A 19168-nucleotide genomic window follows, 5' to 3' on the forward strand; every position below is an offset into this window, starting at 1 on the left:
TCATTTTCGAGAGACCTCGACCTCTATCCCGGCAACGACGCGCCAACCACCTCTACACCCTCATCTGTGAAGAGCCATATTCCCGACGACAAACTCGTCGAGCAAGCACATGCTTTTCTGACGGGTAAGCAGATTAGCGGTGCGTTAGACCTCGAGGAAGCATGTCTGCCCGACAGCTTCCTGGACTGACGAGAACCGGAGGTTCGCTGGTGACAGTGTCCGCCGGCAACGAGTGCGGCGCCAACTCCGCGAAACGAAAACGTGATCGAGCACAAACGGAGTCGCACCAAGGAGTTGGATCACTAGTACAGGCATCGCAATGCCTGTGACCGCCGAGCCGAACGAACTGATTGTGGCCGCTGTCCAGTACCGAATGAACGCAGAACGAGGGGCTGAAGCCAGAGCATCCGTCACCGACTCACCCCTCCCGCCACGCTTTCGGCTGAGCTTCAGACACCGACGGCCGCCAGCCAATCGCTGTAGAAGAGCGCGATTCCGAGGCCGCAGGTGATGGCGGCGATGAGCCAGAATCGGATGGTCAAAGTGGTTTCGGGCCAGCCGATCAGCTCGAAGTGGTGATGGATCGGAGAGTTCCGGAAAACCCGTCGGCCGGTGGTCCGGAACGAAATGACTTGAATGACCACCGAAGTCACCTCGACTACGAACAGGGCGCCCAGGATGACGGCCAGGATTTCGGTGCGGCTGGTGACTGACAGCCCGGCGACGATTCCGCCCAGCGCCAGCGAACCCGTGTCACCCATGATGATCTTGGCGGGGGCGGCATTCCACCACAGGAATCCGATGCAGGCGCCGGTAGTCGCCGCGGCAACGAGAGCGAGATCCAGTGGGTCCCGAACGTGATAGCAACCGGGCCCCGGCGTGAGGGCACACGCATTTCGGAACTGCCACAGAGTGATGAGCACGTAGGCGGCGGCAACCATGGTCATGGCACCTGCGGCGAGTCCGTCCAGGCCGTCGGTCAGGTTGACGGCATTCGACCACGCCGAGACGACGACGATGCAGAACAGCACGAACACCACGGGCGGCATTGTGAATGCGGCGATTTCGCGCACGTAGGACAAGTTCGCGCTGCCAGGAGTGAGGCCGTCGGAGTTACGGAACTGGAGTGCAAGCACGCCGAACAGGACTGCCGCCACGAGCTGGCCCACACTCTTGGCTCGCTTGTTCAAGCCGAGGTTGCGTCCGCGCCGCAACTTGACGTAGTCGTCGGTGAATCCGACCGCACCCAGCGCGGTGGCGAGCCCGAGGACGAGCAGCCCTGACGCGGTCGGCCCTTCACCGCCGGCTACGAGCCCAGCAAGGGTGGTGGTGAGGTAGCCAGCCCAAATCGCGGTGAGGATCGCCAGGCCGCCCATGGTCGGCGTGCCCCGTTTTCGCTGGTGGGTTTCCGGGGCTTCGTCGCGGATCGGCTGGACCAGCCCAAGCTGCGTGAACATCAGGATCAACACCGGAGTCAGCAGAATGGCGACCGTCAGGGCCACACCCGCGGCGATGAGTATCCGCGTCATAGTTCCGCGAGGGCCTCTCGCTCATAGTGCGATCGACAGCAGTTACACCGCATTGAACCCTTCGCCCCCACCAGGCCAGTATGGCCCGAGCTCGCTGCGATTCGTCGACAGCTGATGGTCTGGGCGGCACCGGTGGATAGGCTCGCGCCATGAAAGGTTCGGTGACCGTCCACATGAACGCCCCGGCAGATCAGGTCTGGAACCTGATTGCCGACATTCGCAACACCCCGAAGTACTCGCCGGAAGTGTTCGAGTCAGAGTGGCTGGACGGCGCAACCGGACCCGCGTTGGGCGCCTTGTTCCGCGGCCACGTCAAGCGCAACGAGATCGGGCCGATCTATTGGACGACGTGCCGCGTCACGGCCTGCGAGCCCGGTCGCGAGTTCGGCTTCGCGGTGCTCGCCGGCGACAAGGCGGTCAACAATTGGCACTACGCCCTGGCGCCCGCCGGTGACGGCACCGATGTCACCGAGTCGTTCTGGATGACGCCCGGCCTGCTCGACACTGTGTTCGGCATCTTCGGTGGGCAGCTGCGCACCCGGCGCAACATCCGGGACATGAGGACCACCCTCAACCGCATCAAGGCCGAGGTCGAGTCCGTCTGATCCCCGTCACTGTCTATTTCACGAATTCCAGCAGCCGGCTGAGCATCAACTCCGCGGCGTCCCCGTCGTACTCATTGGGCAGCGAGGCATCGCTGAACAGGTGGCCCCGCACATCGGGGTAGACGAAATGCTCGAACCGAGCGCCGCCGGCCCGCACTGATGCACCGAGTGCCGCGATCTCGTCGGGTTCGCGAAACGGATCGTATTCACCTTCGTGCACCTGGACCGGCACGGTATCCGGCCAGGAGCTCACGCCGAACCAATGGGGCGATACTGCGCCGTGCAGTCCGATGAGGCCGCGGGCGCCCGGGCGGGTGGCAGCGAGATGGACGGCGGACGCCGCGCCCATCGACAACCCCGCGTACACCACCTCGGCGGGCAGGTCGGCGACCGCGGCTGCGGCCTTCGTGATGAGGGCCTCATCGCCGCCCAGCGACTGGACATGGGCGAAGGCGGGTTCGTATCCGTCGAATGACGCGCCGTCGAACAGGTCGATGACGTGCACGGTGTGACCGGACGCCGCCAGCCTGGCGGCGATGTCGCAGACACCCGCGCGTACGCCCAGCACCGAATGGAACAGCACGATCTCAGTCACGGTCACCCCCGCTCTCGGCCAGGGTATGCCCGATCGGCGACGCTCTTTGAGGAAGCCGCGACAGCTCGCGAAATGTATCGGCTCCGACCGCTGAATCTTTGATTTGTGCGAGGAAACGGTCTGATCGACTGGGCAATCCTTCCTGACCGCGATTCCCGCGCCCACACTCGGTGCACGAGCTGGGGAAGGGGATCGGCGTCAAGGCACAGATCGTCCACGAAATCCCGGCGCCGGTGTGGGTCGCGCCCGAGCCCGGTGTCGATTGGCGGACCGTCGTGGAGGCGACGGCGGCATCGTGGAGCCGCCCGACGGTCTTGCGGTGGACCACTGAGGTCGATGACGACGGGACGCACCACCGCAGTGAGCGCTATGACATTTCGCAGCAGTCCTTGCCGGACTTACCGAAGTACGTGCTGACCGGCTATGGCTTGGACTTCATGAGCGGCAGCGTGGACTTTCTGAAGTCGGTCGCCGACGGACACCACGAGCGGATGACGCGCCGTCAGCGGTGGAGCGGGCTGGATCCACACGCCGCGCGGGGTGACCACTGCGAGCCGCCGCTGTGGATGGGCGGGTACGCCATCGCCTCAACTTAGCCACAAGTGACCACATGGTAATATCGGCATCGTCCCGGTGAGAACACCGCGTGGGAGGAAGCCATGTCCATTCGTAAGGCCGTGACCGACCTGGTCCAGCGCCGCACCCTGTTGCCCGAGCGACTCGACGCGGCACTGGCCGGCCCGGGCCGTGATGTCAGCGATCTGACCATCGTCGTGACGGGTGCCTCGGCGGGAATCGGGCGGCAAGCGGTCACCCAGCTCCGTGCCCGTGGGGCCACCGTCATCGCCGTCGCCCGCCGTGAGGAAGAACTGCGGACACTCGCCGCCGAGACCGGATGCTCTTGGCGCACTTGCGATCTGGCCGACCAGGACGCCACCGCACGCTTGCTGGCGGACCTCGCCGAGGAACACGTCGATGTGCTGGTGAACAACGCCGGCCACTCGATCCGTCGCAGTATCGCCGACGCCACGGACCGTCTGCACGATTACCAGCGCACGATGTCCCTCAACTACCTGGCGGCCGTGCAGCTGAGCCTCGGTCTGCTTCCGGGCATGATCGAGCGCGGCCGCGGCCAGGTCGTCAACGTCTGCACCTGGGGCCTGCACGCCAACACGTTCCCGCGCTTCTCGGCATACGCCGCCTCCAAGAGCGCGCTGGCGATCTTCGGCCGTAGCCTGGGTGCCGAGCGGCCGCACCCTGGCATCAGCGCCACCAACGTCTACTTCCCGCTGGTGCGCACCGAAATGATCGCGCCCACAGCAGAATACGAGGACGCCCCGGCACTGTCGGCGGAAGAGGCGGGACGCTGGATCGTGCGCGCCGTCACCCATCAGCCGGTCGAGGTCAGCCCGGCGGTGTTGCGCGCGGTACTGCCGACGATCGACCTCTTCTCCCCCGCCACGGCGGACCGGGCTCTCGCGGCCCTCACCTAGTCCTCGACCGCAGACAAGGACGCCATGAAGTCGCACACCATCTCTCGCGCGCTGTCGCGGGTCGTCATCGACGGCGTGCTGCCGCTGGTCGACAGTCGCCTGCCGGCATCGCGCCGGCCGTTCGACGCCCCGGAGATTCTCAAGCCGCACGACACCTCACGCGCCTGGGGCGTCACGCATTTCGGCGTTTTCGTACCGGACCTGCCCGAGCCTTACCGCTATCTCAACACCATGACGCTGCTGGGTGCGTCGGGCGCCGAACTGTTCGACCTCGACCACCTGGCGGCCGCCGACGCGCGCGACACCACCACGGTCTTCTCGTCGACCGCGCACGCAGACCAGCGCTTCTATCGGGCGTACGACATGCACAGCGACTGCTGGTTCACCGCGGACGCCCGTCGCCTGCGCTGGGCCGAGGACCTGGCCATCAACGTGGCGTTGCCACACGTTGTCGTCCGCGGCCGCTATCCGCAGTTCGATGTCGACCTGAAACTCGATCTCACAGACCAGGTTTCGTATTTCGTGAAATCGCCGATCTACGACCACCTGAGCCTGCTCGCGCCTTACACCGGTACCGTCGACGGGCTGGCGGTCAGTGGGCTGGGGACCTTCGAATACGCGAGAATCCGTACGCACCAAGCACTTACGCGGCGGCCGATACCGGCCCGGCTCAAGCTGCCGCTGGACTTCTTCACCTACCAGATCATCAATATCGACGAACGGACGCAGGTGCTGCTGACCGACGTCCGCGCGCGTGGCCGGACCGCGTGCAAGCTGGCCCACGTGCGGGTCCTCGGCGGCGAGACCGAGGTGTACTCCGACGTCCACTTCGCGGTCACCGAATACGGCGAGCCGCTGGTCGACGATCGGGGCAACACCATGCGGCGGCCCCGAAAGTTCAAGTGGTCGGTCCGCGACGGCGACCGGGAAATTCTCGCCCTGATCGGCACGGTCGACTCACCGTGGCGCCACGGCCACGGGCCGGGATACGTCGCGGCGTACTCCTATACCGGTACCTGGGGTACCGGATCGGTCTCGGGCAGCGCGTATCTGGAGTGGATCGACGTTCAACCGGCCTGAATCGGCCCGTTCGTCCCAGGCAACGGTCAACTCCGGGACAGAGGTGCCTGCCATCTGATTAGGCTGTCCCGATGACCACGCGTCCCGTCACCGGCAGAACCGGCACCAAGGGTGTGCCGCGCGGTGAGCGTGAGCAGCTGATCGTCGAGGCCGCGATCGCCGAATTCAGCCGGGCCACGTATGCGGGTGCGTCCCTGGCCGCCATCGCCGCGCAGGCCGACGTTTCCAAGACCCTGATCATCAGTTACTTCGGGTCCAAAGAGGCGGTCTACGCCGCCTGCGTCACCAAGATCGGTACCCAGATCGAGCAGGCCGTGGCCGACGTGCTCAATTCCCCCGATCACCTGGCCGGGGCCGGCGCCGCTGCCGGTGAGCCGGTCCTGGCCGCCATCTTCACGACGTTCGAGGGTCACCCTGGCGACTGGCATGTGCTGTTCGACCGCTCGGTCCCGAACGGCCCGGCGCGTGATGCGGCGCGTGAGCAGCGGACGATCCTGCGCCAGCAAGCCTTCGCAGGGGTGTCGCGGTCGCTCGGCGGTGTCGGCCTGACCGATCCCGTCGACCTGGTGGCCGCGACCGGCGTCTGGGAACACATGGTGTCGGCGCTGATGCTGTTCTGGCGCAACCATCCCGAGGAATCTGCTGCCGCGATGGTCGCCCGCGCCCACCGTGTCCTGGCGGCCATGGCCGGGCACACGCTCGACAGCGTGCGGGGCTAGGTCGGGATCCGGCCGGCGATGCCGTCGGCCAACAACCGCCGGGGCGGCTCGGTTCCGTCGAGGAGCCGGGTGATGCGTTTGACGATCTGCCAACCGTGCGGCGCGTCGGCAGCGCGGCGCAGGTGGAAGTGGCTGACGCCGGCCCGGAGGGCCTCGTAAGTCGTTGCCCGCCTGAGCAACAGCGTCGACTCGCACACCGCGACCGCCTCATCGCCGTGGACGGTGACGACCGCGGGACTCAGGAAGTGGACGCATCCGGTGGTGATGAAGCCCTGATGACCGGGTGAGCGCACCATGGCGGCGACGTCGTCCGGCCCTGTCATGAGCCAGTTCTCGACGTCGTACACCCCGTCGGGTGCCCACATGGCTGCGACGTCGTCGGCCTCACCGGCGTCGACGAGCGGGCCGTAGGAAGCGATCATCCGCTCGATGGCGCGCTCGTCTTCGATGCGGGCCAACCGCGCTTCGAGGTCGGCCAGTCGCTGCTCGGTCATCGCGACTCCGTGGTCAAGAGGTTCGTCAGGTCCGCCAGGGCACCGAGTTGTTCGCAGCAGTGCGCCGCGGATCGGGAGGCGATCACGCATGTCGCGGCCGTCGCTCCGGCCTCCTCGAGCGCGCCGAGTTCATCGAGTGTCTGTTGCGGCGCACCCATCGGATCCAGGGGCCTCGTGGCGAGCGCTACGTCGAAGGCTTCGGGAAGTTCCACGGCGCCAAGCATTGTCGCGATCTCGGCGGCCGAGAGGCCGAACGGCATCCAACCGTCGCCGAGTTCGACGGCGCGGCGCAGCGACCGGCGGGTGCGGCCGCCGACCCAGATGGGAACCCGGTATTGCAGCGCGCAGGGATCCATGACGACCGAGTCGTACGTGTAGTGATCACCTTGGTGCACGGGATGATTGGTGGGCAGTGCCCCGCGCAGCGCGGCCATCGCCTCGTCTGCCCGCGCGCCGCGGTCGTCCCAGGGGGCGCCCAGCAGGTCGAACTCCTCGCGCAGTGACCCGACGCCGACGCCGAGGATCAGCCGACCGCCGCTGAGCTGGTCGAGAGTGCCGTAGCGCTTGGCGATCTCGAGCGGGTGGTGATAGCCCAGCACCAGCACCGAGGTCGCCAAGCGGATCCGCGTCGTGCGTCCGGCGATGAATGCCAACGTGGCCAACGGATCCCAGTACGTCGCCCCTCGGATCGCCGCGACATCGGTCGGCACGACGACGTGTTCGGAGCATGTGAGGTAGTCGATGCCGAGCAGGTCGGCGACGGCGGCGATCTCACCGATCTCGGTGACCCCGGCGCCCGCTTCCCACGCTGACGCGGTGGCGGGAACCTGGATGACCACCGGTGTCTGCAGTCCTATCCGCAATGCACGCGCCCTTCCGAACTGGCGTCAGGATCGGCTACCCTCGGACGCAGAAAACTAAAATGAATTTTAGATATGGAGCGAGAACTTGTCTAGCGAGGACCCACTGCAACTGCCGCAGTACGGGCCATGGGCCGTCATCGCGGGTGGCTCGGAAGGCGTCGGCGCCGAGTTTGCGGCGCTGCTCGCCCAGGCCGGCATCAACCTGGTGCTGATCGCGCGTAAGCCGGGCCCGTTGCAGGCCACCGCGGTCCGGTGTCGGGAGTCGGGTGTCGAGGTACGTGAGCTGACGGCCGACCTGACCACCGACGAGGGCGTCGATCAGATCATCAGTGGCACAGCCGATCTGGAGGTCGGGCTCCTCATCTACAACGCCGGGGCCAACACCCACAGCGCGAAATTCCTCGACGGCGACCTGACGGAATTCCAGCGGGTGATCGACCTCAACGTCACCGCCCCGCTGCGTCTGGTGCACCACTTCGGCGCGCCGATGCGCGAGCGCCGCCGCGGTGGGCTGATGCTGGTCGGCTCGCTTTCCGGACACCTCGGTTCGGCGCGGCACACCGTGTACGGCGGGGTGAAGGCGTTCAGCCGGATCTTCGCCGAGGGGCTCTGGCTGGAGCTGCGCGAGCACAACGTGCACGTCCTCGAACTGGTCCTGGGCCTCACCAGGACACCGGCGATGGAGCGGGTCGGCCTCAACTTCGACATCCCCGGGATGCCTGCGTCCGATCCGGCGGACGTCGCCCGCGAAGGCCTGGCGAATCTCGCGAACGGACCGGTGCACATCATCTCGACGCACGCCGCCAATCCGGCGGTGCACGCCACCGCCGATCGCGACAAGGTGCTGCTGGCGTCACACGCGATGATTCAGAAGATGTTGCAGGGCACTACTTCTGGGCCACCGGCGTAGCCATGCCCCGGGCACCACTCGACCGGGAACCGGCGACGCCGAAGACCCCCGCGCAGATCGATCGCTGCGAACGCATCCTCGCCACCGCCGCACGCCTCGGCGCGCGCCATGGTCTCGAGGAAGTCCGCATGCAGGACGTGGCGGACCAGTCGGCGGTCTCCATCACCACCGTCTACCGCTACTACCCCACCAAGCATCATCTGTTCGCCGCGTTGCTGTTTCACTACACCCAGGCGGCGGCGCCGCCGGGTCCCACCACGGGCGACCCCGTCGCGGACGTCACCGAACTCATGGTCGGCATCATCCGGACCATGCTCAGCCGTCCCCAGCTGGCCCGCGCCATGATCACGTCGGTCAATGCCCGGCGCGCCGAGTCGACGGCCGGCGGCGACTACAACCTGCGGCGGAACATCCTCGGTGTCGCGGGGATCGCGGCGCCCACCGCCGACCAGACGCAGATCGCGCTCCTGCTCGAGCAGTGCGCGTACGGCATCCTGTCGTGGGCCATCACCGGCGAGACGACGCCCGCGCAGGCCGAGCGCGACATGCGCCGCGCCTGCGAGCTGCTCCTGGCGCCCTGGCGCGGGCGGACCCAAACCCGACGAAACGAGAGCCACCGATGACGACCCCCATCACCCTGAGCACCGGCGACCAAGCGCACGCAATCGAGGCCATCAAGCGCACCTTCGCCCGCCGGTTGCGCTGCATGGACACCAAGCAGTGGGAGATCTACCCGACACTGCACACCGAGGACGTCGTGTCCGAGACCTGGGATGGGTTGCCCGACAACAACAATTGGACGCCGACGGCAGGCAGCAAGAACCGCGTCATCGGCAAGGACGCGCTCACGCGCGCCATCCGCGCACTGCTCGACGGCAGCACCACCGTCACCACCGTCCACCACGGTCACACCCCCGAGATCGAGCTGACCAGCAACACCACGGCCACCGGCATCTGGGCCATGGAGGACCAGCTGTGGTGGACCAACGGCGACGCCGAAGAACACCTGCACGGCTATGGCCACTATCACGAGCAGTACCGGCTGGAAGGCGGCCGGTGGCTGATCAGCTACCGGAAGTTGACGCGGCTACGGGTCGACGCGACACCGCATTTCTTCGACTTCCTCAAGCAGCGCTAGCGCGGGCTCATTTCAGCTGGCTGGCGGCGTACTCCTCCGGCCGGTTCTTCTTCATCCACGCGCGCAGGGGCCAGAACAACACCCAGAGCACGCCGTACCCGGTGGCGTAGATCGCCGCGCACAGTGGCGCCGCGATGAGCCAGCCGGGATAGATCAGCAGCAGGCAGAACTGCAGAAACTGTTTGACGCCAACGGGATAGCCGTCGGCCATCGAGAAGAAGAACTTCGGGTGCATCGAATTCAGCAGACCACGCCAGGCCGGCGTCTTCTCTTCGGCTGGTGCCTCGTCCGCGGCAACGGCGGTGGGGTCGGGATCGGTCATCGGACTCCTCGATGAATCAGGGGATCAGAGGGTCAGGCAGGGTTTGGCGCCGTCGTACACGCCGCGCCGGTAGGCGTCGATGCGTTCGGTTCCCTGGCCGTGGTGTTCGACATCCCCGCCGTCGGTGCGGTAGAGCAGCAGCGCGGCGACGGCCTTGTCCAAATCACCCGGCGAGAGGCTGTATCTGCTGTTCGGTCGGTTGTGGAGCAGGATGCTGGCAGCCCAGGAACCGGCCAGGCAGTCTGCGCGCAGCGAGGTCTGCTTCGAGTCCTGAGGCTGGCCCATTCGCATGAGCGCCGCCACTCCGTACTGCGTCGCGATGAGCGTCGCCACCGAGAAATCGCCGCCGCTGTCATAGATCTCGGGCATCGTCTTGACGTTGTCGAAACCGACATAGTCGTCGTCCACGCAGTAGTACAGCACCGAACCCTTCATCGACTTGCCGCCGCAGTCGGGTGCCTTGTCCGGATCGATCTTGCGTGGCGCCTTCAGCGGGGTCCAGTCGTATTTGCCGTCGGTCAGCTCGGGGATCAGCTGCGTGAAGTAATCCTCGAGATCCTCTGGTACCCCTTCGATTATCGCGTCATACGGCGCATCACCCCCGGCGGCCTCGTCGGCCGCGTTGTTGAACGGCAGCTCGACGACGACCGGGTCGCCGTTGCGGTAGTCCGCGCAGGCCTTCGGACCCTTGCTGAACCCGGTGCGGAACGAACTCACCCGGTCGAATCCACTACCGTGCGCACTCAGATCATGCTTCGCGGTGCCCGGCTCGTCACGAAGGAACAGGAAACCGGCGAGGGCGTTGTCCAGATCGTCCCCACTGGGGTTGTAGGTGTCCTTGCCGTGGGCAGCCCACGCGCCGGCAAAGCAGTCGGCCTGGATCTCCTTGGTCACGGTCTCGCCCTGGAAGTTTGCGCGGGCCTGGATCGCATGACCCCACTCGTGCGCCAACACGAGTGGAATGACGAAGTCCCCGAACTTCTTTCGCAAGTCGGGGAGCAGTCCCGTTGCATCCCAGGCCACGTCATCGTCCTTGGCGCAGTAGAACGCGTTGCCGGCGACATCTGACAGCGAGTCCGCGCACGGTGGCACCGGGCCCTTCTTCGGGTCCACACCGTAGAAGCCGCCCTCGACCGGTGTGTAGTCCTTGTTGTACAGCTTGGGGAACTCGTCCTTCCAGTAGGCCTGGATCTCGCCGATGGCCTGGGCGACGATCTTGTTCACGGGATCCGAAGCGTCGCCGTGGATTTGGACAGGCGGGGCCATCGGCTTCGTCGACGGGGACGGCGTCGCTTGTGGTTTCAGGTGCTTCTCGCCGCAGCCGGCGACGGTCAGGGTGCAGACGGCCAGGAGCGCAGCTGCCCGCCAGAGGGTCCGGTGCATTCCCATCGCTTACGACGTGGGCTTGTCGTCGACCTTGAACCCATAGTTCACATCGGACCCGTCGACCTTGTTGACGGTGACCGTGACGCCGTAGGTCTGGCCGCTGTCCTTGAGCTCGCATCGCAGTGTGGCGCCGGGCGTGCCTTTGAGGTTCTCCGGGCAGGTCAAGGTCTCCGGCTTGGTACCGAACTGCTGTCCCAGCTCCTCGCTGATCTGCTTGGCGACCTGGTCCTTGTCGATGGTCTGGACCATGTCGAACTTGACGTTGTCACCTTCGATACTGGTGACGGTGACGTTGACGGTGCTGGTCCTGTCGCCGACCTTCATGGTGCAGTTGACCTCGGCGCCCTTCTGGCCGGCGAGATTCTCGGGGCAGGTCACCGAATCGGCCTTCTTGCCGTCGGCGCCGGTCATCTTTTCGACGATCTGGCTCTCGACGTCCTTCTTGCTCACCGACGGCGTCCCGCTGGAGCAGGCGGCCGCGCCGAACACGGCAACCGTGATCGCAGATGCCAGAACGAGTCTCTGACACGTCGTGTTGGTCATGTCGCCAACCCCTTCCGAGTTCGGGCGCCAGCCACCGGCGCCGCGCTGATCAAGCGGACGGCAAAAGTTAGCGCCGCCATGTTGGAATCCGGTTGGAATTTCGTGCAGGCCCGGCAACCGACCGCCGCGTTCCAACCGCACGCGCCGCGGGCTTCAACGGAATTCCAATCGGCGCTCCATATCGTGGCGCCGAGGACGTGACCGGCGTCCGTCGTCTACCCCTGAGGAGTCACGATGCAGATGTCGCATCGGCCTGTCATCGCCGTTGCCGCCGCGGTCTGCCTGAGCATCACGCTGGGCGCGTGCGGCGGCGGCGACAAGGACAAGAGCTCGACCAGCTCCAGTTCCAGCTCGTCGAGTTCGAGCAGCAGCTCGAGTGCGACGTCGTCGGCGAAGGCGGCGCCAAAACTCAAGCCGCGCAAGGCCGAGGAATCCGGCACGAACCCCACGATCGCCGACTACATCAAAGAAGAGAAGATCCAGGAGACCTCGATCCACCCCGGGGATCCGGGTGCTCCCGCCGTGGACATCGACCGCCCGACCGGCTGGGACAGCGCCGGCGAGGACACCCCTGACTACGCGTACGGCGCGCTCGTCTACACCGGGCCCGGTGCCCAGAGCACCGACTACACCGCGAACATCATCGCGCTGGTGTCGCGTCTGGATGGTCCCGTGGATCCCGACAAGCTGCTCAAGCTCGCCGGCGGCGAGGTGAAGAACCTCCCCGGTTTCGAGTCCGTCGGTGAGGAGCCCGGGACCTCGGCCGGCTTCCCGGCGTTCCGCATCGCCGGCACGTACAACCTCAAGAGCGGCGGCAAGGCCGCGTTCGGGCAGGAGACCGTGGTCTTCAAGGGGCCCGACGGCCTGTACGTGCTGCAGATCAACGCGACGAGCGACGAGAGCCAGGGCCACGAGCTGTTCGAGGCGCTGGACGCGGTGGACAAGTCTTTGAAGATCACCTTCTGACGAAATGGCGACGGCGCCACCCCGGACCAAGGCGTATCTGCTCAAGAGCCGAACCAACACGTGGTGGGTGAACGTCGAACTGGAGCTGACGGACACCCAGGTACGGTGCCTTGCTTCCGAGTACTCGAAGTGGGTCGATGACCAGTTGGGCCTGCCCGACTACAAGGCGAAGCTGTCCGCGGGTGAGGAGGTGGTGATCTTCGACTTCCCGCGGGACGCGGTGACCATCACCTGGCTACGTCAGTTGTACCGGGGCGGCTGCGAGGTCAGCCGCGGGAACTCCCGGAAATGGGTTGTGTCCCTGGTGTATCCGTCCGGGTTCGGCAGTGTGCTGGACCTGATGACGGATCGGGCCATCTGGCGTCAGTGGCGCGAGGAACTGCCCGACCGGTCCGTGAAGGCCTGATTCACACGGGCTCGACGGACTGGGCCGCCAGCCGCTGCGCGATGCCGCGGGCGAAGGCCTGTTCGCCCGTGGCATCGGCCAGGCGGCTGGCCCGGTGCACCAGGGCGCGGGCACTGTCGGGCCGGCCCTGGTGCAGCTCGATGTCGGAGAGCAGACACAGGAACATGGTGTTCATGACGGTCGTGCCGTCACAGGTGTATTCGTCGAACGCCCGGAAGGCGACGGCCGCGTCCCCCTCGCCCGAGCCGATGACCTGCGCCCAGACCCGGACGATGCGGGCACATGCGGCCCATTGCGGGCTGCCCGCCGCGGTGAACTCGACGTCGACCTGGTCGGCCAGTTCGACGATGCCGTCGGTCACGCCGAGGACTGCCGCACATTCGACGTAGGTCAGCCGGGCCGCCAGGATGTTGAACACGTCGCCGCGGCTCTGTGCGAGATGCAGTGCGCGGCGGTGGTATTCGCGCATGGCCTCGAGGTCTCCGCGGACCGCCTCGGCGATGGCCATCCAGCAGTAGACGCGCGGATGGAAGAAATGCAGCGGGTCGGTGACCGTCTCGGGCGGCGGGAAGCTGTCCATCATGTGCAGGCCGGTGCCGATCAGCATGTCGGTATTGCCGCGCAGGGTGTACAGCAGGATGTGCACGAAGTCGTTGACCAGACCGATCACCGGATCACCGGACTTGTCGTACTGGTCCTGCAGGCCGATGGCGATGATCTCGACCTCGTCGATGCGGCCGTGCGCGCACAACAGCATGGATTGCAACGCGATGGCGCCGTAGAACGCGCGGCCCTTGACTTCCTGCCCGATCTCGAAGGCCCGCTGGACGGCTGCGGCGGCTGCCTCGCTGGCCTGCCCCTCGAGGATGTTCTTCGCCCCGGCCAGGTGCAGCCACAGCGTGGCCTGTCGGTCCAGGTGTTCAGGTTTGGCCGGCAGCCGGTCGCCGATCTGCAGCGCGTGCTCGGCCAGCCCGGCGACGTCGTGGTACGCGGAGCGGTTCAGGGCCCGCTGGATGGCGATCTCGAGGATCCCAAGGGCCACATCGGGATTCAGTTCCGCACCGGCCCGCCAGGCATGGTCTGCGGTCGCGATGACGTGTTCGTACGCGGCGGTCGCGAGCGTCGGGGTCCGTGTGGTGGCGATCGCGGCGTGCACGCTGGTGCGGTCGGTGGTGGCGAGCTGGGCGATGAGTGCGTCACGCACCAGGCCGTGGCTGAACCGGTAGGCGCCGGGGCGCGCGGGCAGTTCGTCGAGCAGGCCGGTCTGGTACGCCGGACGCAGCCGGCTCTGCACCGTCGAGACCGACAGGTCGACGATGTCCGCCAGGTCGGCGACGTTGAATTCGGGCCCGACGACGGCGGCCGCACAGAGTACCCGCCGGCACGGGCGGTCCAGGACACCGAGCCGGCGGCCGACGACACCGACCACGGCATCCGACAGCGCGGGATGGCCGCGCTGCGGGGCGCCGTCGGCATCCAGCGCCCGCGCGAGTTCCTTGATGTAGAAGGGGTTTCCGCCGGCTTGCTCCCAGACCTGTGCCGAGATGGCCGGCGGGATCGTGCCGCCGACCACCGCGTCGACGAGGTCTGCCGCCGCCGCGCGGTCGATGCCGTCCAGATGCAGCGTGACGGTGTCGTTCGACCGGACGATGCGTTCGAACGACGACCGGTTCATCGGGCGGTCGGCTCCGAAGAACGTCCAGTTGCCGATGACCTGGATGGGGATGCGCGGGAATTCTTCGGCCAGCAGGACGAGGGTGTTGATCGAGGCCGGATCCGCCCGTTGCAGATCGTCGATGACGAGCACCATCGGGGCCACGGTCGAGAGCTCGCGCAGCGCCGCCACGATGCGCTCGACCAAGGCGAATCCCGTTGGTGCGAACCGGCTGCCGGCGTTGAGATCGTCGTCGCCGTGCCATTCGGGCACCAGGGCGTTGACCACGCCGGGCGTCTCCCGCAGCACGGCCTTGCGGCCGGCGATGCCGAGCTCACCGCCCAGTTGGCGCAGCAGTTGGATCCAGGTCCACAGCTGGGGCAGTTTCACCCCGCTCGGATGGCCGGCCCAGGCCACGGCGATGCCCGTTGCCCGGGCGCGGTCGACGGCGGCCTGCGCCAAGGTTGTCTTGCCGATGCCGCTGTCGCCGGTGACGAGCGTCAGCCCGCCGGCGCCACCGCTGGCTCGGCGCACCGCCGCGGTGACGGCACCGAGCTCGGTGTCCCGGCCGACGAACGGCGGTGGAGCCGCTGGGTCCGGATCGGGCTTCAGCACGTGTGGTGCGGGTGCGACCCGCAGTTCCGCGGCGCCGTCGCGAATCTTCTCGAAGAGGGTTTGGAGGCCTTCACCCGGCCGGGTGCCGACCTCGCGGTCGAGCGTCGTGCAGGCGCGCTCGAACGCCTGAATGGCATCGGCGGTGCGGTTGGACCGGTGCAGAGCCAGCATCAGATGGCCCCACAACCGTTCCTGCAGTGGATGTTCGGCCAGGGCCGCCTCGACCTCGGGTACCAGTTCACCGCCGCCGCCGAGTTGCAGTGCGGCGTCGAAGCGGGCCTCGATGGCGGTGGTGCGCAGGGCTGCGAAGCGGATGGCCTCGGGCGCGGCGAATTCGTGATAGGCGAACTCCCCGAACGGATCTCCGTGCCAGAGCGCCAGCGCTTCGGTCAGCATCTCGACGGCCGCTCCGGCCGAGTGGCGGATCAGCGCCGTCCGGCCTTTGGAGACAAGGCTTTCGAAGCTGACGAGATCGATCGTGTCGCCGTCGAGCAGATTCAGCTGATAGCCGTGGGGGTGGGACGCGAGCCGTTGGCTCTGCGTGTCGCCCCGGCGGGTATCGGGCGGCTGGTCATGCCCGGTGTCGGCGCCCGGGTCGAGGACCCGGCGGAGGTTGGCCACGTACGACCGCACCGAGGCGAGCGCTTTCGGTGGCGGCTCCTCGCCCCAGACGGCGTCGATCAGGCGGTCGATGCTGACCACCGTGCCGTGATTGGCCAGTAGGACGGCCAGTACGCACCGCTGCTTCGGTCCGCCGAGCGCTGCCGGCGTGCCGTCGACTCGGGCGGCTACTGCACCCGAGAGGTAGTACTGGACCATTTCCCCCGATTCACAGCAAATTCGGAACTGGGGAGACGATACATCCGCGCGTGACCTGCGGCAGCCCAGATGAACCTGGCAATCTGCTGGCGGCCCGGTCGGTTCAGAGGAGTTCGGGCCCGCGCCGGCGTCCGGCTCGGCTCACGATGCCGAATCCGGTACCCACCAGCAGGAACGGGACGGCGATGATGCCGAGCAGAGTCGGCAGGAACCACACCTGCCAATAGGTGTTGATGGTGGCGTCGCGCGGGTCGGCCGGGTTGTACCTGACGTCGACGTGCTCGCCGAGTCTGGCCGGTGGCGGATTGCTGCTGATCGAGCTGAGAAAGCGGACGTGGGTCCCTGCGGATGTGGCGAATTCGACGCGCGCCCGGTAGCGCGAGCTGCTGCCACCGCCGCTGGGCACCAGCTCGACGACGGTACCGTCGGCGTGCTTGTCGGACGAATTCGATTGGGCGACAAACGCTGCGCAGACCCCGGCCGCGACGGCCAGGGAGAGGCCGACGGCCAGGAACGCCTTCGCCAGGACCGGCGCGGCGGATTTCCGGGGCGCTTCGGTGCCGAGTTCGGTCGCGCTGGACAGCGCCGGATCGGGAGATGTCGTCCGGGTGCGGTGCTTGCGTAGCAGCGCAACGAGGATCGCGATATCCACGATCACGATGACGGCGATCAGCACCACGATGTACTCGATGCGCATGGCCCCTCCGGAAATGTCGACACGAAGAGGGTAGGACGGCGCGGTTGGAATCCGGTTGGCGTCAGGGCCCGAATACGCCTGTGAGGGTTGCGTACGCGTATCTCGGGTTCCGCGTACACAACCCTCACAGGGATGCGGGGACAGGCTGTGTCGGCCTAGGCTTCCGTCTGTCCCAAGGTCACCTGCACGGAGCGTTCCGCTCCGGAAGGGTCGGCGTAGGTCACGGTGACGTTGTCGCCGGGCGCTTTGGACCGGATGGCTGCGACGAGCGCTTCCGGACTGTCGATCGGCTGGTTGTCGACCTTGGTGATCACGGCGCCCTTGTCCAGGCCGGCTGCGGCGGCGGGACCGTCGGCCACGACGCCGGCCACAGCCGCACCCTGGGCGCTGTTGTTGGCGGCCAGCTTGACGCCCAGCGAGGCGTGCTGCACGGTGCCGGTGGAGATCAGTTGGTCGGCAATGCGTTTGGCCTGATCGACGGGGATGGCGAAGCCCAGGCCGATCGAACCCGGCTGGGAGCCACCGGAATCCGGGCCACCACCGAGCGAGGCGATCGCCGAGTTCACGCCGATCAGGTTGCCGTTCATGTCGACCAGCGCACCACCGGAGTTGCCGGGGTTGATCGCGGCGTCGGTCTGGATGGCGCTCATCACCGACTGCTGGCCGGTCTGCTCGTCACCGGTGCTCACCGGACGGTTCAGCGAGCTGATGATGCCGGTGGTCACGGTGCCCTGTAGGCCCAGCGGTGAGCCGATGGCCACCACGTTCTGTCCGACGCGCAGGTCCTTCGAGGATCCGATGCTGATCGGGGTCAGGTCGGAAACCCCCTGGGCCTTGACCACCGCGATGTCGTCGGCCGGGTCGGCCCCCACCACGGTGAAGGGCACGGTACGGCCGTCGGACAGGGTGACGGTTGCCTTGGTCTGACCGGCGCCGGTCATGCCGCGCGGCAGCCGGCCGCTCGGGCTGAGTCCGCTGGGCAGCGAATCCTGTTCCGCGGCAGTCTGATTGGCCTCCGCGATGACGTGGTTGTTGGTCAGGATCAGGCCGTCCGCGGTGAGGACGATGCCCGACCCCTCGCCACCCTGCTGGCCGGTCTGGACCTGCAGCTTGACGACGCTGGGCAGCACCTTGGCCGACACCGCCTCGACAGAGCCGGCCGGGGCGGCCGGTGCGGCTGCGGGTGCGGAAGCCGTTGGCAGCGCGCGGTTCTGAATGCCGGTGGCCAGCGGTACCTGCGCCGTCGGCGCCATGCTGCCGTAGTGGTCAACGGCAGCCATGGTGCCGGCCGCTCCTGCTGCGATGGCTACCGCCGCGACGCCGAAAGCCAGCAGCCCGGACCGCGAGCGCTTAGCTGGCGCCGGTGGCGCGGGCGGGGCGGGGTACTGCTGCGGCGCCCCGTACGGAGTCCGCAGCGGCTGGGTGTACTCGTCCGAGACGTGGGGGCGCTGGTAACGGTCATTGCTCCACTGGACCAGTTTCTCCTGTTCAGCGGCGTACTGCCGCGACCAGAGGTGCTGGTTGTCCGGGGTCGGCTGTTCTGACGGGTGTCTCATTGGCGTTGACTACTTTCTCGAAACGTCGGTAAGACAGGCGTGCTCGCGCTTGATGTCTCCACCGTGCCGTCGCCAACTGAGGCGTTGCTGAGAAAGAGTTCTGGACAGCCCAAGACTTTTCAGATCACAAAAAGTGTCATCTCGGCCCGTCGGCGCGGATCCAGGTGAGGGTGTTGCCCCGACCGACATAGCTCAACTCCAGTTGTGCCTCGGTCGCTTTCAACGGCACGTAGAACGCGTCGAACGACGGCGCAGGACTGGTCCAGTGCAGCCACAACACACAGATGCCGTCGTCGGGCAGCTGACCGGCACCCGGCGTCTGGCCGATGGGCCGGACGCGCCAGGTGCCCGACTCGTCCCTGGCGCCGCGGGATCGCAGCGCACCGTCGGGCGCCAGCGTCGTGGTGGTCGGATCGTCCGGGCTGGCCCAGGCGCCGACGAACTGTTGTGCCGTGACCGATGTGCCCGGGCAGGCGGGGTCCCCGGGGGCAGCGGCGGCCGAGGGCATGCCGCAGGCGGTCAGCGCCACCACCAGTGCGGTGACCGCAGGTGCGGAATATGGCCATGCGACGCGACTCATGGCTTCAGCGTATGGCGCACAGACCGGACCTCGATGCCGTCTTCGCATGTTCCGGCGTCGTTGATCGCGATTCCGTGAACCCCGGCTGAACTTCGGCCCTGATTCCGGTGTCGGACTCGCCAGATGCTCCGTGCTGGGCCACGATCGACGGGTGCGTCCGACCCGACTGACCGTTGCCGGCGAAATCCCGGACACTGG

22 protein-coding genes are annotated in these 19168 nt (G+C 67.0%); 11 read left to right on the top strand and 11 right to left on the bottom strand.

Features of this window, described 5'->3' with window-relative positions; translation table 11 throughout:
• Window positions 1-189: hypothetical protein (locus tag ACJH6H_RS26170; protein ID WP_406776101.1), on the top strand; the 189-nt coding region annotated here is incomplete at its 5' end.
• Window positions 190-449: 260 nt separating this feature from the next.
• On the opposite strand, the gene mraY is transcribed toward ACJH6H_RS26170, so the two are convergent.
• Window positions 450-1529, bottom strand: a complete 1080-nt coding sequence (mraY, locus tag ACJH6H_RS26175; RefSeq protein ID WP_406776102.1) for a phospho-N-acetylmuramoyl-pentapeptide-transferase — start codon at window positions 1527-1529, stop codon at window positions 450-452.
• A 149-nt stretch (window positions 1530-1678) separates the two neighbouring features.
• Between mraY and ACJH6H_RS26180 the strand changes: the two genes are divergently transcribed.
• Entirely contained in the window at window positions 1679-2134 is a 456-nt protein-coding gene (locus tag ACJH6H_RS26180; protein WP_020099922.1) for an SRPBCC family protein, read from the top strand.
• Between the two features lie 13 nt (window positions 2135-2147).
• On the opposite strand, the gene ACJH6H_RS26185 is transcribed toward ACJH6H_RS26180, so the two are convergent.
• Window positions 2148-2735 carry a dienelactone hydrolase family protein gene (locus tag ACJH6H_RS26185; RefSeq protein WP_406776103.1) on the bottom strand — a complete coding sequence of 196 codons (588 nt, stop codon included), beginning with the start codon at window positions 2733-2735 and terminating at the stop codon, window positions 2148-2150.
• A gap of 164 nt (window positions 2736-2899) precedes the next feature.
• Between ACJH6H_RS26185 and ACJH6H_RS26190 the strand changes: the two genes are divergently transcribed.
• The 4 genes from ACJH6H_RS26190 (at window position 2900) to ACJH6H_RS26205 (ending at window position 6021) form a co-directional block, all read left to right on the top strand.
• Entirely contained in the window at window positions 2900-3325 is a 426-nt protein-coding gene (locus ACJH6H_RS26190; RefSeq protein ID WP_406776104.1) for a hypothetical protein, read from the top strand.
• Between the two features lie 63 nt (window positions 3326-3388).
• On the top strand, window positions 3389-4222 hold the full coding sequence (locus ACJH6H_RS26195) for an SDR family NAD(P)-dependent oxidoreductase (RefSeq protein WP_406776105.1): 834 nt from the start codon (window positions 3389-3391) through the stop codon (window positions 4220-4222).
• Between the two features lie 24 nt (window positions 4223-4246).
• Window positions 4247-5302 carry a DUF6670 family protein gene (locus ACJH6H_RS26200; protein WP_346416604.1) on the top strand — a complete coding sequence of 352 codons (1056 nt, stop codon included), beginning with the start codon at window positions 4247-4249 and terminating at the stop codon, window positions 5300-5302.
• A 71-nt stretch (window positions 5303-5373) separates the two neighbouring features.
• Entirely contained in the window at window positions 5374-6021 is a 648-nt protein-coding gene (locus tag ACJH6H_RS26205) for a TetR/AcrR family transcriptional regulator (RefSeq protein WP_406776106.1), read from the top strand.
• Here the strand turns inward: ACJH6H_RS26205 and ACJH6H_RS26210 are convergent.
• Window positions 6018-6515, bottom strand: a complete 498-nt coding sequence (locus tag ACJH6H_RS26210) for a nuclear transport factor 2 family protein (protein WP_346416603.1) — start codon at window positions 6513-6515, stop codon at window positions 6018-6020. The two genes, ACJH6H_RS26205 and ACJH6H_RS26210, sit on opposite strands and share 4 nt — an antisense overlap.
• Complete coding sequence (locus ACJH6H_RS26215) at window positions 6512-7378, bottom strand: LLM class F420-dependent oxidoreductase (protein ID WP_406776107.1); 867 nt, start codon at window positions 7376-7378, stop codon at window positions 6512-6514. Before ACJH6H_RS26215 ends, ACJH6H_RS26210 begins: the two co-directional genes overlap by 4 nt.
• A gap of 85 nt (window positions 7379-7463) precedes the next feature.
• On the opposite strand from ACJH6H_RS26215, the gene ACJH6H_RS26220 reads away from it, so the two are divergent.
• The 3 genes from ACJH6H_RS26220 to ACJH6H_RS26230 are packed head-to-tail and all read left to right on the top strand — an operon-like array spanning window position 7464 to window position 9426.
• Window positions 7464-8288 carry an SDR family NAD(P)-dependent oxidoreductase gene (locus tag ACJH6H_RS26220; RefSeq protein ID WP_406776108.1) on the top strand — a complete coding sequence of 275 codons (825 nt, stop codon included), beginning with the start codon at window positions 7464-7466 and terminating at the stop codon, window positions 8286-8288.
• Between the two features lie 2 nt (window positions 8289-8290).
• Window positions 8291-8911, top strand: coding sequence for a TetR family transcriptional regulator (locus ACJH6H_RS26225; protein ID WP_346416600.1), 621 nt, complete (start codon window positions 8291-8293; stop codon window positions 8909-8911).
• Window positions 8908-9426 carry a nuclear transport factor 2 family protein gene (locus tag ACJH6H_RS26230; protein WP_406776109.1) on the top strand — a complete coding sequence of 173 codons (519 nt, stop codon included), beginning with the start codon at window positions 8908-8910 and terminating at the stop codon, window positions 9424-9426. Before ACJH6H_RS26225 ends, ACJH6H_RS26230 begins: the two co-directional genes overlap by 4 nt.
• 7 nt (window positions 9427-9433) lie before the next feature.
• Here ACJH6H_RS26230 and ACJH6H_RS26235 read toward each other — a convergent pair whose 3' ends face one another.
• The 3 genes from ACJH6H_RS26235 to ACJH6H_RS26245 are packed head-to-tail and all read right to left on the bottom strand — an operon-like array spanning window position 9434 to window position 11677.
• Window positions 9434-9748: a hypothetical protein gene (locus ACJH6H_RS26235; RefSeq protein ID WP_406776110.1), complete on the bottom strand. Its 315-nt coding sequence runs from the start codon at window positions 9746-9748 to the stop codon at window positions 9434-9436.
• Window positions 9749-9772: 24 nt separating this feature from the next.
• The gene (locus ACJH6H_RS26240) at window positions 9773-11131 is read right to left on the bottom strand and encodes a neutral zinc metallopeptidase (protein WP_406776111.1); all 1359 of its coding nucleotides are present in this window, start codon (window positions 11129-11131) and stop codon (window positions 9773-9775) included.
• A 9-nt stretch (window positions 11132-11140) separates the two neighbouring features.
• Entirely contained in the window at window positions 11141-11677 is a 537-nt protein-coding gene (locus ACJH6H_RS26245) for a DUF4333 domain-containing protein (RefSeq protein WP_406776112.1), read from the bottom strand.
• A 234-nt stretch (window positions 11678-11911) separates the two neighbouring features.
• Between ACJH6H_RS26245 and ACJH6H_RS26250 the strand changes: the two genes are divergently transcribed.
• Both ACJH6H_RS26250 and ACJH6H_RS26255 read left to right on the top strand, forming a co-directional pair.
• Entirely contained in the window at window positions 11912-12643 is a 732-nt protein-coding gene (locus tag ACJH6H_RS26250) for an LpqN/LpqT family lipoprotein (RefSeq protein WP_406776113.1), read from the top strand.
• 4 nt (window positions 12644-12647) lie between these two features.
• Window positions 12648-13049 (top strand): hypothetical protein, encoded by a 402-nt coding sequence (locus tag ACJH6H_RS26255; protein ID WP_406776114.1) that lies wholly within the window; start codon window positions 12648-12650, stop codon window positions 13047-13049.
• Between the two features lies 1 nt (window position 13050).
• Here ACJH6H_RS26255 and ACJH6H_RS26260 read toward each other — a convergent pair whose 3' ends face one another.
• From ACJH6H_RS26260 to ACJH6H_RS26275, 4 genes are all read right to left on the bottom strand, one after another.
• Window positions 13051-16137, bottom strand: coding sequence for a BTAD domain-containing putative transcriptional regulator (locus ACJH6H_RS26260; RefSeq protein WP_406776115.1), 3087 nt, complete (start codon window positions 16135-16137; stop codon window positions 13051-13053).
• Window positions 16138-16240: 103 nt separating this feature from the next.
• Entirely contained in the window at window positions 16241-16834 is a 594-nt protein-coding gene (locus tag ACJH6H_RS26265; protein ID WP_212807834.1) for a DUF3592 domain-containing protein, read from the bottom strand.
• A gap of 155 nt (window positions 16835-16989) precedes the next feature.
• Window positions 16990-18165 carry a trypsin-like peptidase domain-containing protein gene (locus tag ACJH6H_RS26270; protein WP_212814472.1) on the bottom strand — a complete coding sequence of 392 codons (1176 nt, stop codon included), beginning with the start codon at window positions 18163-18165 and terminating at the stop codon, window positions 16990-16992.
• Between the two features lie 361 nt (window positions 18166-18526).
• On the bottom strand, window positions 18527-18970 hold the full coding sequence (locus ACJH6H_RS26275) for a hypothetical protein (protein ID WP_212807835.1): 444 nt from the start codon (window positions 18968-18970) through the stop codon (window positions 18527-18529).
• Window positions 18971-19168: the final 198 nt, after the last annotated feature.

The sequence above is a fragment of the Mycobacterium sp. SMC-21 genome, assembly GCF_045310825.1.
In the GTDB taxonomy this organism is placed as follows: Bacteria; Actinomycetota; Actinomycetes; order Mycobacteriales; family Mycobacteriaceae; genus Mycobacterium.

Coding starts and splice junctions, on each gene's coding strand:
- mraY (WP_406776102.1), bottom strand. CDS start 1,529: ATGACGCGGATACTCATCGCCGCGGGTGTGGCCCTGACGGTCGCCATT.
- ACJH6H_RS26180 (WP_020099922.1), top strand. CDS start 1,679: ATGAAAGGTTCGGTGACCGTCCACATGAACGCCCCGGCAGATCAGGTC.
- ACJH6H_RS26195 (WP_406776105.1), top strand. CDS start 3,389: ATGTCCATTCGTAAGGCCGTGACCGACCTGGTCCAGCGCCGCACCCTG.
- ACJH6H_RS26200 (WP_346416604.1), top strand. CDS start 4,247: ATGAAGTCGCACACCATCTCTCGCGCGCTGTCGCGGGTCGTCATCGAC.
- ACJH6H_RS26205 (WP_406776106.1), top strand. CDS start 5,374: ATGACCACGCGTCCCGTCACCGGCAGAACCGGCACCAAGGGTGTGCCG.
- ACJH6H_RS26210 (WP_346416603.1), bottom strand. CDS start 6,515: ATGACCGAGCAGCGACTGGCCGACCTCGAAGCGCGGTTGGCCCGCATC.
- ACJH6H_RS26225 (WP_346416600.1), top strand. CDS start 8,291: ATGCCCCGGGCACCACTCGACCGGGAACCGGCGACGCCGAAGACCCCC.
- ACJH6H_RS26230 (WP_406776109.1), top strand. CDS start 8,908: ATGACGACCCCCATCACCCTGAGCACCGGCGACCAAGCGCACGCAATC.
- ACJH6H_RS26235 (WP_406776110.1), bottom strand. CDS start 9,748: ATGACCGATCCCGACCCCACCGCCGTTGCCGCGGACGAGGCACCAGCC.
- ACJH6H_RS26240 (WP_406776111.1), bottom strand. CDS start 11,131: ATGCACCGGACCCTCTGGCGGGCAGCTGCGCTCCTGGCCGTCTGCACC.
- ACJH6H_RS26245 (WP_406776112.1), bottom strand. CDS start 11,677: ATGACCAACACGACGTGTCAGAGACTCGTTCTGGCATCTGCGATCACG.
- ACJH6H_RS26250 (WP_406776113.1), top strand. CDS start 11,912: ATGCAGATGTCGCATCGGCCTGTCATCGCCGTTGCCGCCGCGGTCTGC.
- ACJH6H_RS26255 (WP_406776114.1), top strand. CDS start 12,648: ATGGCGACGGCGCCACCCCGGACCAAGGCGTATCTGCTCAAGAGCCGA.
- ACJH6H_RS26260 (WP_406776115.1), bottom strand. CDS start 16,137: ATGGTCCAGTACTACCTCTCGGGTGCAGTAGCCGCCCGAGTCGACGGC.
- ACJH6H_RS26265 (WP_212807834.1), bottom strand. CDS start 16,834: ATGCGCATCGAGTACATCGTGGTGCTGATCGCCGTCATCGTGATCGTG.
- ACJH6H_RS26275 (WP_212807835.1), bottom strand. CDS start 18,970: ATGAGTCGCGTCGCATGGCCATATTCCGCACCTGCGGTCACCGCACTG.